Origin of the sequence: Bradyrhizobium canariense, from assembly GCF_019402665.1 — a bacterium.
In the GTDB taxonomy this organism is placed as follows: domain Bacteria; phylum Pseudomonadota; class Alphaproteobacteria; order Rhizobiales; family Xanthobacteraceae; genus Bradyrhizobium; species Bradyrhizobium canariense.
In genome coordinates this window covers 59,266-72,196 of the sequence record NZ_VSST01000019.1, presented here as the reverse complement: position 1 = coordinate 72,196, position 12,931 = coordinate 59,266, and the positions used below count along the sequence as shown (strand labels likewise).

The following is a 12,931-nucleotide window of genomic DNA, read 5'->3' as shown; positions in this document are numbered from 1 at the left end:
GGGATTGCCGGAGCCGTCGATCGATGTCGTGCCGTTCAAGGACGTTGTGCCGTTCAAGGGCGTCGGGCCAGCCACCGGCACGGACGGACTGATTCCGGCGCCTCCGATTTCAGTGGCGCCCAGCGGAATTCCGACGCGGCCGACCGTCGATGTCGAGGGCAGGGACGGGACCGCTGCGGTGCTGCCGGCACAAGTGGTCGATGAGGTGCCGGACAACCCGCCGCCGTCGAACAATGCTCCGGTCGATGCGGCGTTGCCGGACCCGGCGCAGGCGCTCGTGCTTTGCGCAGGGTTGATCGGCGAGATGCCGGGCGTTACGATTTCGGTCGATCCCAACGGAATGCCCACTGGCCGCGTGGATTGCGGGTTGAGCGGCGACGTCGCAAGCATGCCGGCGGGAGGCTGCATTCCCGGCGCCGTTGTTTGAGCGATGGCCGCAGCCGGGACCAGCCACAGCATGGCGGTCGCAAGCATCACACCGTTGTATGTTGAATATTGTTGTCGCATGGATGAAAGCTCCGGCCGACTGCGATCGAACAATAGGAAGCTGCGCCGGCGCGGGTATTTCCAGAACGCACGCCCTGCTGCCCGGCTGCACGACGACGAGGCGAATCCGGTGCGTCGTGCATCGCATTCTGTCTTGCGCGACCACGTTCGACGCATCGCCTCGCCGTTGGCCTGAGATAGCCTTCGCTATCTCAGGATGGCCCGGGCGTGCGCGATCTCCCGACTGCACGCGGCGAGGTCGCCGCCGCGATTGGCGGTGCGCGCGCGATCGAGCGAGTCGAGCGCCTCGGTGAAATCGATGCCATTGCCACCAGCTGCTTCCGCGAGCGAGCGGGGCGTGGGTTGATGGCCGCGCAGCGCGCTGAGGCTCTCCGGCTTCCAGCCGTGGGAGCCAGCGTCTCTTTCTATGGCCAGATCGAGCTGGGCCTGGGTTTGCGCGATGTCATCCGTGCAGGTTCCGGCACGAGCCGGCATTGTTGCGTACAGCAGGGCGAAGAGGGCCAAGCTGCACTTTGCGATGGATGTCATTGTTCGATCCTATGCTTGAATTTCGAGTGACGTCAGGAACGTTGCCTTGAATGACAGGGCGCGCATCGATCGTCTTTCGTGTACGAACGCCGGCCGTTCACGCTTGCGAGAGGTCATGTCATGAATGTCAGCGTACATAACGTGAGCCCCCAAAAATGCCTCGCTCAACGGGGCTACGTCCGGAGGATGTTCGAGCAGCGATCGTCGCAGCTCGCGTGTCCAGGCGTGCGAAGTGGCAAGGATAGTTGTTTGCGGAAATACGCAAGCAAGCCTTGAAATTAGTATCGCGTCATTCCAACCCGGAGTGATCCCGACATGAAACACATCAGCGCCAGCCTCGCCTTTGCCGCCGCTCTCTCCTTGTTCTCGGCCGTCGCCCCTGCGCGCGCGGAGCCCCTGAAGAACATCGTCCTGGTGCACGGCGCCTGGGTGGATGGGTCCGGCTGGAAGCCGGTCTACGAGATCCTGACCAAGGAAGGCTTCCGCGTCACCATGGTGCAGGAGCCCGAGACCTCGTTCGCCGACGACGTCACTGCGGCCAAACGTATTCTCGATCTGCAGGATGGCCCGACGCTTCTCGTCGGTCACAGCTACGGCGGCTCGATCATCACCGAGGCCGGCGTACATCCGAACGTCGTCGGTCTTGTCTACGTCGCCGCACATGCGCCCGACGTCGGCGAGGACGAATCGGCGCTGGGCAAGAAGACGCCGAGCGTGCTCGGGAAGACCGAAGGCGTCATCAAGATGACCCCCGACAAATTCACCTATCTCGATCCCGTGCAATTCCCGAAACTGTTCGCGCCGGATCTGCCGCGCGAGCGGGCTGAGTTCGTCGCGCGCTCGCAGGTCCCGGCCGCGACACAGGTCTTCAGCACGCCGCTGACGGCAGCGGCGTGGAAGACCAAGCCGAGCTGGGGCATCGTCGCCGGCAACGACCAGATCATCAGTCCGGATCTGGAGCGCTGGTACTATGAGCGCGCCAAGAGCCAGACCACTGTGATCCCCGGCGCGAGCCACTCGGTCTACGAGTCCCGTCCGAAGGAAGTGGCGGCGGTCATCGCCCGCGCCGCGCGCAGCATTCAGTCGCCGGTCACGCGCTGACCGTGCTTTTGCTGGTCCCGACGCACGACCGGCAGAAGGAAGGACGGCGGGAGTGACAGCACTCCCGCCGCCCCGAATATTCCATCCGGAGAATTCCCATGAAAATGATCGAGACGACCAGCTCCGCTCTGAACTGGAAGGTGACGACGGTGAAGCGGGCCGGACTCAGCCGCGACTTGCCGTCCGGCAATCCGGATTTGATGTGGGTCGCGAATTCGTCGACACTGATCTACGGTGAGCGGGATGCGGTTCTCGTCGACACGTTCCTCACCGCCGGGCAGTCGAAGACGTTGCTGGACTGGGTCGTTTCGTGCGAGCGAAATCTGACCACGATCTATGTCACGCACGGGCACGGAGATCACTTCTTCGGCCTGGCGCCGCTGCTCGATCGCTTTCCGCATGCGAAGGCCGTTGCAGTTCCCGAGGTCGTCGAGGAGATGAAGGCGCAGCTTGCACCTGAAGCGCTCGATGGCTTCTGGCGCAAGCGCTTTCCGGGCGAGATCGCAGAGCGTCTGGCCGCGGCTGCGCCCCTCGAAGGCGAGCTTACGCTCGAGGGACACAAGCTCGTCGTCGTCGACATGGGACGAACCGATACGGCCCGCTCAACTGCTCTTCATGTCCCCTCTCTCGACCTGATTGTCGCCGGCGACACCGTGTACAACGGCATTCATCCCTATCTGGTCGAAACCGATACGCAGAGCCGGCTGGAATGGATCGCCGCGCTCGGCCGGCTCGATGCCTTGAAGCCGCGCTTCGTGGTGGCCGGACACAAGAAGCCGGACAACGACGACGATCCGCGCAACATCGCTGAGACCCGTCAATACCTGCTCGATTTCAACCGCCTCGATAAGGCGACGACATCGCCGCGCGAGCTTTACGAGGCGATGCTCGAGCTCCATCCCGACCGTGCCAATCCGGGATCGCTCTGGAGCGGAGCCAACGCCGCAAAGGAGCTGAGGTCGTGACGAGCTGGCAGAACAATCGAGCCGCGCGCGATGCGCGCATTGCGGCAGGAGCTGGCCTTGCCCGCGGCAAGGTCGTTGAAGCACACGACGTCACGCGCCTGCTGGAGGCCGTGGTCCGATCGGGAGACCGGGTTTGCCTGGAGGGCGATAACCAGAAGCAGGCGGATCTCTTGAGCCGCGCGCTGCTGGCGGTCGATCTGTCCAAGGTCAACGATCTGCATATGGTGCAGTCGGGTGTGGTTCTGCCCGAGCATCTGGACCTGTTCGACCGCGGGGTCGCAAAGCGGCTCGACTATGCTTATTCAGGACCGCAATCGGCGCGCATCGCGCGCATGCTGTTCGGCGGCAAGATCGAGCTGGGCGCGGTTCATACCTATCTCGAACTGTTCGCCCGCTACTTCATCGACCTTACGCCGCACGTCGCGCTGATCGCCGCCGTCAGCGCCGACCGCGAGGGAAATCTCTACACCGGCCCGAATACCGAGGACACCCCGACCGTGGTCGAGGCAACGGCGTTCAAGGACGGCGTCGTGATCGCACAGGTCAACGAAATCGTCGACACCGTTCCGCGGGTCGATATCCCGGCGGACCGTGTCCATTTCATCGTCAAGGCCGACAAGCCGTTCTTCGTCGAGCCGCTGTTCACGCGCGATCCGGCGGCGATCACGGAAGGCCAGATTCTGACAGCGATGCTCGCGATCAAAGGTGTCTATGCGCCCTATGGCGTACAGCGGCTCAATCACGGCATCGGCTTCAGCACAGCCGCGATCGAGCTCCTGCTGCCGACGTTCGGCGAGAGGCTGGGGCTGAAGGGCACGATCGCGTCCCATTTCGCGCTGAATCCCCATCCCGCGCTCATTCCGGCGATCGAGTCCGGCTGGGTGCGGCAGATCCACTCGTTCGGGTCGGAGGTCGGCATGGACGACTACATCCGGGCCAGATCCGACGTCTACTTCACCGGTTCGGACGGCTCGTTGCGCTCCAACCGCGCCTTCTGCCAGACCGCCGGGCTCTATGCCTGCGACATGTTCATCGGCTCCACGCTGCAAATCGATCTGCAAGGGAACTCGTCGACCGTAACCACCTCGCGCATTGCAGGCTTCGGCGGCGCCCCGAACATGGGGGCGGATGCCCGCGGGCGACGCCATCCGAGCGAGCCCTGGCTGAAGGCCGGAGCAGAGGCCGATCCCGACGGTTCGGCACTGATGCGCCGCGGCCGCAAGCTGGTCGTGCAGATCGGCGAGACGTTCGGCGACAAGAACGTGCCGCTGTTCGTCGAGAAGCTCGATGCGATCGAGCTCGCCGAGAAGCTGAAGCTCGATCTCGCGCCGGTCATGATCTACGGCGACGACGTCACGCACATCATCACCGAAGAGGGCGTGGCAAACCTCTTGCTGTGCCGCACCGCGCAGGAACGCGAGCAGGCCATTCGCGGCGTTGCCGGCTACACCGACGTCGGCCGTCGGCGGGACCACGGCATGGTCTCGCGCCTGCGCGAGCGCGGCGTGATCCGCAGGCCGGAAGATCTCGGTATCAATCCGCTCGATGCGGATCGCAGCCTGCTGGCGGCGCGTTCGATCAAGGATCTCGTGCGCTGGTCGGGCGGACTCTACGCGCCGCCCTCAAAATTCAGGAATTGGTGAGGGACGGACCATGGAAGATCTCAACTTTCAACACCAGGTTCGCGCGCGAGCCGGCGGCACCAGGCAACGCGCGATTGTCGGCGTGGTCGCTTCCGGAAATCTGGAAGTGCTGGTCGAGCGAAGCTTGCCGGATGCGGAATGCGTCGTGGACATCAAGACCGCGGCCATGGGCTTCGGAGCTGTCTGGAGCGCCGTGATCGGCGATTTCGTCGAGCGCTATTCGCCGGGCGGGCTGAAGTTCTCGATCAATGACGGCGGCGCGCGTCCCGATACGGTGTCGCTGCGGCTGGCGCAGGCGGTGCGATTGATCGCGGAGGCCGGCCAATGACCGCTCCGCTCAAGGACATCAGCCCGGCCGAACGGGCCCGCAGCACAAGCTTCTACGAGGCCTCGGCCCGCACGCGACTGGAGCTGCTGCTCGACGCCGGCAGCTTCGTCGAGTTCATTGGGCCGGAGCAGCGCGAAGCCAGCCCGCATCTGAAGATATTCGACCTTCCCGAGCAGTTCGACGACGGCATCATCGTCGGTCACGGACGGCTTGATGGCTCGCCGGTGTTCGTCGCTGCGCAGGAAGGCCGCTTCATGGGTGGCGCGTTTGGCGAGGTGCACGGCGCCAAGCTGACGGGGCTCCTCCGCGCCGCGCGTCAGATCGGCTCGATCCCCGTCCTGATCCTGTTCGATACCGGCGGCGTCCGCTTGCAGGAGGCGAATGCTGGCGAGCTGGCCATCGCCGAGATCATGCGCGCCTTGATGGAAGCCCGCAGCGCAGGCGTGAAGGTCATCGGCCTGATCGGCGGCAGGTCCGGATGCTATGGCGGCGGCGGCCTGATCGCAGGCTGTTGCTCCGCTCTCGCCGTCTCGGAGCCGGGGCGTATCGCAGTGTCGGGCCCCGAAGTGATCGAGACCAATCGCGGCGTCGAGGAGTTCGATTCCCGCGATCGCGCCTTGGTCTGGCGGACCATGGGAGGCAAGCATCGCCGTCTGATCGGTGCCGCCGATGTCTTCGCCGACGACAATGTGCAGGATTTTCGCGAGGCCGCGCTGGAGCTGCTCGGCCTGGTCGGACCTTTCGGTCTCGACAGACTGAGGGCCGAGCAGCGGCGGCTTGCCGACCGGCTGCGTAGCTTCGGTGGCTGCGGCGATGCCGTGGACATCTGGACGGCGGAAGGCATCGCGCATGCCGAGGCCGTTCCAGAGCTGCCGGCCGATCAGTTCATTGCTCTTGCCAACCGGATCGGGAGGACCAGCCGTGACGCTCGATGATATCATCGCTTCGCTCTTTCCCGACGGCCATGAGGTGAGGAACGACAAGGGCGTCATCCTCGGCTCGGCGACGCTGCGATCCGGCGGCCGGATGCTCGTGCTTGGTGTTGCGGACCGGACGGCGCTAGGCGTCGACGAAGCGATCAGGCTATCGGGCCACGTCCTGGAGTCGATCGACCGGGACTCCGGGCCGATCCTGGTGCTCGTCGACAGCGACAGCCAGCGCATGAGCAAGCGCGACGAGCTGCTCGGGCTGAACGAGTTCCTCGCGCATCTGGCGAAAGTGCTGATCCATGCGGATATGAATGGCCGCCCGACTATCGGCCTTCTCTACGGTCACTCGGCTGCGGGCGCCCTGCTTGCGACGGGCCTAGCGACGCGCGTGCTGGTCGGACTGCCCGGGGCCGATCCCGCGGTGATGGACCTGCCGTCGATGGCGAAGGTCACCAAGCTGTCGATGAAGGCCCTGCAGGAAAAGGCGAAGTCGACGCCGGTGTTCGCCCCGGGCCTGTCCAATCTCGCACAGATGGGCGCCGTTCACATGACGTGGAGCAATGCCAGGTCGCTTGCCGACCAGTTGGAGGCGCTGCTGGCCGGCATGCCGGCCGTGCAGGATCGGCGGGATGCGCTCGGCAAGGAGCGTGGCGGCCGGCTGAAGGCCACGGAGATCGCGGAGCGCGTTCATGACCTCGCCCTGCAAGCACGGTGAGCGTCCACCGGGTCGTCACGACCTGGTCTTCATCAGCCCCGAAGGCTGGCGCGCGATGCTGGACGCGCGCGACGACCTCGCAGCCGATTCCCTTCTCGCGCGCTGGCCAAAAATGCGATGGCCGACGATCAGGCGACGCGCTCTGCCATGCGAGGCAACCGGCTTCGCGCTAGGCCTGCCCTTGCCGCCCTCTGCCGGCAAGAAACGGGTCTCTCTCGTGGTCGATATCGACCACGTCGCCTCGGTCGCGAGGCCGCCGTCGCTGCGGCAGGCGCGGGCCTACGCGCCGCGCAACTGGTGGCCGACGCTCGACCGGCTCGACGGGCTGGCGCTTTGCCATGCGGTGGAGGTGCGCGTGTTCGGCAGCCTGGCCTGGCAGTCGCTGACCGGGCTCGACTACGTGACCGACCGTTCCGATCTCGATGTCCTGTTCGAGTTTCACCGCGAAACCGACATCGATCGCTTCGTCGCCGACGTCGCTGCGATCGAGACTGACGCGCCGATGCGGCTCGATGGCGAGTTGATGGGCGCCGACGGCGCTGCGGTCAACTGGCGCGAATTCCACAGCGGCACCAGCGAGCTTCTGGTCAAGAGCCTTGCGCGCGTGGTCCTGCTCGGCAGGCATCAATTCATGTCGGGAGCGATGGGATCATGATCACCACGGCCGCAAGAGGCCTGGAACGGCCGGTTCTGCGCCGACCGCAGATCGCGCCCGATGTCTCCGCCATCGGCGCCGTCGCCGCCGACTGCCTCGTCAAGGAGCTCGAAACCTGGCCGAAGCCGGGGCTGGTGAGCCATGTCGACAACGGCAGCCACGACGACATGGATGCGGGCACGTTTCGTCGCAGTGCTGCGGCCATCAGGCCCTATCTGCAACGCCTGGCCGATGCGGGCGCGCTTGGCTGCGGCATGGGGCGGCTGCGCATCATCGGCCTTGAAGCGGAGCGCGCCATGCTGGCGGCGACCGCGGGGGTCAACACGCACCGTGGCGCGATCTTCGGGCTCGGCCTGCTGTGCGCGGCGGCCGGCGCGAGAGCCGGCGGGTTGGTCGATCCCGGACTTCCGCTTGGCGCTGTCGTGGCGCGCCTGTGGGGCGACAGCATATTCGATGGTCCGGTGCTGCTGCACAGCCATGGCAGCGCAGCCCGCCGCCGCTTTCGTGCGGGTGGTGCACGGATGGAGGCCGCAAACGGATTTCCCAGCGTCTACCGGATCGGCTTGCCGGCCTTGCGCGGAGCGACGCCGATTGCGCTGGAAGATACGGAAGCCGCCCGGGTCGAGGCGTGCTTTGCGCTGATCGCATTCGTCGAAGACACCAACCTCCTGCATCGCGGTGGGCTTGACGGCCTTCGCTTTGCACATGACGCGGCGCGTCGCTTCATCGCTTCAGGCGGCGTCGGCGTGTCCGGCTGGCGTGCGCGGGCGCAGTCGATCCACGAAAGCTTCGTCGCCCGTCGCCTCAGCCCGGGTGGATCGGCCGACCTGCTTGCAATGACGCTCTTCGTCGACGCCCATGAAAGGCCGATTTCATGATGTCCAACGCGATCCTGATGGCGCTGGTGCCGGTCTTCTTCGTTCTGTTGCTGGGATACGCCGCCGGAAAATTCCATATCGTCGACAATCTTCACGTCGACGCCCTCAACGCACTCGTGATGGATTTTGCGCTGCCGGCCTCTCTGTTCGCGGCGACAGCCTCGGCGTCACGCCGTGAGATGATCGAGCAGGTTCCGCTCTTCCTGGTGCTCGGCGTGACGATGCTGCTGGTCTATCTCGCCTGGTATTTTACCGCGCGTGGGGTCTCCAAGGTTTCCCGGTCGGAAGCATCGTTACAGGCGTTGACGATTGGTTTTCCGAATCTCGCCGGCGTGGGCCTTCCGATCATGACCTCAGTCGTGGGGCCGGCCGGCACTGTGCCGGTTGCCGTCGCATTGGCGGCGGGCTCGATCCTCATCAGTCCGCTGACCCTGATCATGGCGGAAATGGGCGCCGCCAAGGCTCGCGGCGAGCAAATGGCGGCACGGCAGGTCCTGACGGCAATTCGGCGTGCGATCACCAAGCCGGTGGTACTCGCGCCCGCGCTTGGCATCCTGTTCTCGTTATCGGATGTGAGCCTCGACGCGTTGGCCCGTGCAAGCCTCGCGCTGATTGGAAGTTCGGCTGCCGGCGTCGCCCTGTTCCTCACCGGAGCCATTCTGTCGGCGCAGTCGTTTCGGCTGGACTGGAAGGTCGTCGCTGCAACGGTGGCTTCGGACATCGTGCGCCCGCTGCTGGCAGTTGCGGTCATTTGCCTCATTCCGATGACGCAGGATGCGGCGAAAACGGCTGTTCTGCTCGCCGCGACACCCTCGGGCTTCTTCGGAATTTTGTTCGCGGTCAACTACCGGCTGGATTCCGCAAGGGCAGGGTCGATGGTCATCGCCAGCACCGGATTCAGCGTCGTGACCCTGGCGATTGCGATCGCGCTGCTCTTTCCCCACTAGGCCGCGGCGATGACGTTTGCGATCCTCTGCTCGGGCCAAGGCGGCCAGCATCGGGACATGTTCGCCCTCACGGGCGACGCGCCGGACGCCGCGCAGCTGTTTGCGCATGGGGCTGCATTGCTGGGTGGCAGGGATCCGCGCGAATTCGTCCGGAGCGAACCTGATGAGGCCCTGCACCGCAACCGTGCCGGCCAGATTCTCTGTACCTTGCAGCCGCTCGCTGCGGCGTGTGCGCTCGCAGATGTCATGCCGCGTGGCGTCATCATTGCCGGCTATAGTGTCGGCGAAGTCGCGGCCTGGGGTGTCGGCGGACTGTTCGATGCGACTGCCACGCTCGATCTCGTGGCGCGCCGCGCAGAAGCCATGGATGCGGCCACGCGCGCCGGCGACGGTCTGATCTTCGTCCGTGGTCTTTCGCGAGACGAGATCGGTCGCCTTTGCGAACGTCACGGCGCGGCGATCGCCCTCGTCAATCCCGGCGATGCCTTTGTCATCGGCGGCGGCCGGGAGGCGCTGAGCGGAATTGCCGCAGACGCGCGGGCGATACGCGGCGCAAGGATCGTCGCGTTGCCGGTTGAGGTGGCCTCCCACACTACACGGCTCGCCGCCGCGTCCGCCCTATTTCGTGAGACTCTGCGCCTGGCACCGGTGGTGTTCCCGCCGGGGAGCGGTGCGCGCATTCTGAGCGGAATAGATGCCACTCCGGTTGTGTCGGCCAACAAAGGTCTCGACAAGCTTGCCGCGCAGATTTCGCAAACCGTGCAATGGGCAGATTGCTTGCAAGCCTGTGTCGAAGCGGGCGCGACGGGGTTTCTCGAGCTGGGGCCGGGATATGCGCTCAGCAGGATGGTTGCCGAGATCGAGCCCGGGCTTCCGGCTCGTTCGCTGGACGATTTCAGGAGCCTTCACGGTGTCCGCGCCTGGATTACGCGTCACCTGAGCGCCCAAGCGCGATAAATTCCGAAGAGACAATCGCGCTGCGCGGTGGAAAAAAAGGGGCCATCCTTGGGGGAGGACGGCCCCAAAATGCTCGTATGCCCAGGGAGGAGAAAGAGGCTCGAGCCGTGACTTGGGGGTCTCAGTCACCTAACACACACAGCATCGCCGATCGCGCGGCCAAAGTATTTCACGAACCCCTGTTATTTCTCATTTCGCATGATTCACGTGATTTCCGCGGGCAGCGCGTGGGACACCGTCATGCGTGTCGCAGCGGGATCGCCGAGCCTGGACGAAGCCGACGCGTTCCGGCTGGCGCATCGCCAGCGCGCGGGGGTTTCACCTGTGATCCGCTTGAAGACGGTCGAGAAATGCGCCTGGGTGCAGAAGCCGACGGTCAGCGCCACCTCGGCGAGGACCGTGTCGGAATTCGATAGCAGTGATTTCGCACGCTCGATGCGCTGATGCAGCAGGTATTCCCGCGGTCGGTATCCCGTCGCGGCACGAAACTGGGCCGCGAAGTGCATCCGCGACAGTCCCGCCACCCTGGCAAGGTCGGACAGGGTGATGCCGTGGTCGAAGTTCGTCCCGACATACTCCTCGACGCGCCGCAGCCGCCATTTCGGCAACGCATTGACTTTCGCGTGAGGGAGCTCGCGCCGGGCAATGTGCATTGCCAGCGTCCGGCCAATGCAGCGTGCGAATTCCCGGTCGGCAGAATGGCCGCGTTCGGTCAGTGCTTTCGCAAGCTGCTCGGCAAACGGGTCGCGGAGCAGGACGAGGTCGTTGAGGCCTTCCGGCGCGGCGGGGCCTGCTCCAGGCCGTAGAGGCGGAAAATAACTGCCGGCAGAGACGTGGAAGTGCAGGAAATCGCACGGCGCGTAGAACTGCGCACTGAGCCGCTGCGACGGTGCGCCGATATACAGCGTGCCTGCCGGCATGACGCCGTCGAAGACGGTGTGGCGGCCTCTGGTCAGTTTGACCCGTGTTGTTTTCAAGGCGATGGCCAGGAAGTATCGGTCGCAAGGCGTCGCGGCTTCTTCGTGCCTTATGCCTGTTTGGGTCGAGGTCCAGCGCGAGATCGTGATGTCGTCGGACGCGGTGCCGCCATGTTGGCCGGGCTGGCGCCACCTTCGTTCGAGGGGAAATGCGCGAGACTCTTGCGGGGAAGCCGATTCGCGGCGGCTGGGTTGATACGTCACCCGGGCGCCGGCCGCTTGCATATCAGTAAGCATCGTTCGTCCCCATTTCCTGGATTCGGCTGCCGTCGGGACGGCAGCAGAATGCAATTGGTCCATGTTCGAACGATAGGTGCGACCGCGTCGGAAGGCTCGTTAAGGAAGCTGAAGCGGTATTAGATTTTGCAAGTGCGAGCGGGTGCGACCGCGTGTCGCGAAAAATTCAATTGGAATCAAAGGGATCAAGTGCATGTGTGGAGAGAACACACCGAACGAGGGTGCATGCGGTACTGTCATGTCCGGCCGGCCGTCTTCGTCTGATTCAGGGCAGGCGTGGCGAGGCGTCGAGGCCGGGTGTGAGGCCCGGTGCGATGGCAGCCGCTGGCGGAATGGCGGGTTCGCGCGAATACGGAACCGCTTCCACCTCGGGGGGCTGCTGGGATGTGGCCTGAAGGCAGTTCGCGCGAGGCGGACGTCCCGCGCCGAACAGATCGGCGACGGGATTCACGAAGTTCGTGCGGAATCGCTCAAACCGGCTTTGGGTTTCGCTTGAGGGCTGCCGGATCGTCACCGTCGCCGTCATGCCGGAGACCAGCGGCACCCCCGGAGGCACCGTGTCGATGGCGACGCGAACCGGCACGCGCTGCGCAAGCCGAACCCAGGTGTAGATGGGATCGACGTTGGGCAAGCCTTGGGTGCCGGATGCGGCGTTCGACACGCTGACGCCGCGGGTCACGGTTTTCACATGTCCCTGAAGCGGCTTGGAGTAGCCGACGAGCTGTGCCTCTGCGCGATCGCCCACGCACACGCCCGCCATCTTGGTCTCTTCGAAATAGCCGTCGATCCAGAAACTGTTGGCATCGATGATGGAGACGTTGCTGGCGCCGGTGGTAGCATAATCGCCGACGCGCAGCAGGAGGTTGGTGACGTAGCCGTCGACCGGACTCGTCACGTTGGTTCGTTTCAGGTTCAATTCGGCCTGAGCAAGCTGATGCGCCGCCGCCTCATACGCAGCCTTCGCTTGCAAGGCATTGCCGGCGAAGATCTGCTGTTCCTCCGGCGTCGTTGCGAGGTTGGACAAGCGCTGACGCCGGTTGAACTGGGCCTGCTTCACTTCGAGATCCGCCGCACGCTGGTCGAGGACGGCCTTGCCGACATGGGCGGCCACCTCGAAGTCGAAGGGGTCGATGACGTAGAGCACGTCGCCCTTATGGACGAACTGATTGTCGGTCACCCGCAGTTCCACGATCTCGCCCGAAACCTGCGGCGCGACGTTGGCGACCTGGACGCGCACGCTGCCGTTCCGGGTCCAGGGCGCGGTGACGTAATGCTGCCAGGTCGCGAGCGATATCAAGACGGCGACCAGTGCAATGCCGAGGGTCGCAAGATGTTTGGCCGCGCCGTGGATGAAGCGGCGGGCGCCCTCGCGCAGCACCTTCGCGGAGGGAGCCGCCTGTTCCGGAGGTTTGACGCCGGCCGCGGCGTGATCGCCGGTGTCGCGCGCTACGGTCTCCGGCATGTTCGAACCGTCCACGGTGTCTGCGGCATCCACCGGCGCGTCGGTCGTTGGCTCGCCATGAAGCGGGGCGGCGTTGCGGGGCAGGGTGGCTTCCATGGCTTT

Annotated in this window: 14 protein-coding genes; 11 read left to right on the top strand and 3 right to left on the bottom strand. The window is 65.0% G+C overall.

The window, feature by feature from the left end:
- Positions 1–4: 4 nt before the first annotated feature.
- Positions 5–427, top strand: a complete 423-nt coding sequence (locus FXB41_RS09575; protein ID WP_246648717.1) for a hypothetical protein — start codon at positions 5–7, stop codon at positions 425–427.
- A gap of 266 nt (positions 428–693) precedes the next feature.
- Here FXB41_RS09575 and FXB41_RS09570 read toward each other — a convergent pair whose 3' ends face one another.
- Entirely contained in the window at positions 694–1,035 is a 342-nt protein-coding gene (locus FXB41_RS09570; RefSeq protein WP_007596049.1) for a hypothetical protein, read from the bottom strand.
- A 315-nt stretch (positions 1,036–1,350) separates the two neighbouring features.
- On the opposite strand from FXB41_RS09570, the gene FXB41_RS09565 reads away from it, so the two are divergent.
- The 10 genes from FXB41_RS09565 to FXB41_RS09520 all read left to right on the top strand — a co-directional run bounded on the left by FXB41_RS09565 (position 1,351) and on the right by FXB41_RS09520 (position 10,153).
- The gene (locus FXB41_RS09565) at positions 1,351–2,136 is read left to right on the top strand and encodes an alpha/beta hydrolase (RefSeq protein ID WP_007596047.1); all 786 of its coding nucleotides are present in this window, start codon (positions 1,351–1,353) and stop codon (positions 2,134–2,136) included.
- Positions 2,137–2,234: 98 nt separating this feature from the next.
- Positions 2,235–3,101, top strand: a complete 867-nt coding sequence (locus tag FXB41_RS09560) for an MBL fold metallo-hydrolase (protein WP_219681589.1) — start codon at positions 2,235–2,237, stop codon at positions 3,099–3,101.
- A complete protein-coding gene (gene mdcA, locus FXB41_RS09555; RefSeq protein WP_219681587.1) occupies positions 3,098–4,744 on the top strand; it encodes a malonate decarboxylase subunit alpha in 1,647 nt (548 codons plus the stop codon). Before FXB41_RS09560 ends, mdcA begins: the two co-directional genes overlap by 4 nt.
- 10 nt (positions 4,745–4,754) lie before the next feature.
- The gene (gene mdcC / locus FXB41_RS09550; protein ID WP_219681585.1) at positions 4,755–5,072 is read left to right on the top strand and encodes a malonate decarboxylase acyl carrier protein; all 318 of its coding nucleotides are present in this window, start codon (positions 4,755–4,757) and stop codon (positions 5,070–5,072) included.
- Positions 5,069–6,007 carry a biotin-independent malonate decarboxylase subunit beta gene (locus FXB41_RS09545; protein ID WP_219681582.1) on the top strand — a complete coding sequence of 313 codons (939 nt, stop codon included), beginning with the start codon at positions 5,069–5,071 and terminating at the stop codon, positions 6,005–6,007. The genes mdcC and FXB41_RS09545 overlap by 4 nt, the downstream gene beginning before the upstream one ends.
- Positions 5,994–6,716 carry a biotin-independent malonate decarboxylase subunit gamma gene (mdcE, locus tag FXB41_RS09540; protein ID WP_219681580.1) on the top strand — a complete coding sequence of 241 codons (723 nt, stop codon included), beginning with the start codon at positions 5,994–5,996 and terminating at the stop codon, positions 6,714–6,716. Before FXB41_RS09545 ends, mdcE begins: the two co-directional genes overlap by 14 nt.
- Positions 6,691–7,371 carry a malonate decarboxylase holo-[acyl-carrier-protein] synthase gene (gene mdcG / locus FXB41_RS09535; protein ID WP_219681578.1) on the top strand — a complete coding sequence of 227 codons (681 nt, stop codon included), beginning with the start codon at positions 6,691–6,693 and terminating at the stop codon, positions 7,369–7,371. The genes mdcE and mdcG overlap by 26 nt, the downstream gene beginning before the upstream one ends.
- On the top strand, positions 7,368–8,249 hold the full coding sequence (gene mdcB / locus FXB41_RS09530) for a triphosphoribosyl-dephospho-CoA synthase MdcB (RefSeq protein WP_219681576.1): 882 nt from the start codon (positions 7,368–7,370) through the stop codon (positions 8,247–8,249). Before mdcG ends, mdcB begins: the two co-directional genes overlap by 4 nt.
- Positions 8,246–9,196, top strand: a complete 951-nt coding sequence (locus FXB41_RS09525) for an AEC family transporter (protein WP_219681574.1) — start codon at positions 8,246–8,248, stop codon at positions 9,194–9,196. Before mdcB ends, FXB41_RS09525 begins: the two co-directional genes overlap by 4 nt.
- A 9-nt stretch (positions 9,197–9,205) precedes the next feature.
- Positions 9,206–10,153, top strand: a complete 948-nt coding sequence (locus FXB41_RS09520; protein WP_219681572.1) for an ACP S-malonyltransferase — start codon at positions 9,206–9,208, stop codon at positions 10,151–10,153.
- A 203-nt stretch (positions 10,154–10,356) separates the two neighbouring features.
- On the opposite strand, the gene FXB41_RS09515 is transcribed toward FXB41_RS09520, so the two are convergent.
- A complete protein-coding gene (locus FXB41_RS09515) occupies positions 10,357–11,367 on the bottom strand; it encodes a helix-turn-helix domain-containing protein (protein ID WP_007596031.1) in 1,011 nt (336 codons plus the stop codon).
- Positions 11,368–11,632: 265 nt separating this feature from the next.
- Positions 11,633–12,925 carry an HlyD family secretion protein gene (locus FXB41_RS09510; RefSeq protein WP_007596030.1) on the bottom strand — a complete coding sequence of 431 codons (1,293 nt, stop codon included), beginning with the start codon at positions 12,923–12,925 and terminating at the stop codon, positions 11,633–11,635.
- Positions 12,926–12,931 lie beyond the last annotated feature (6 nt).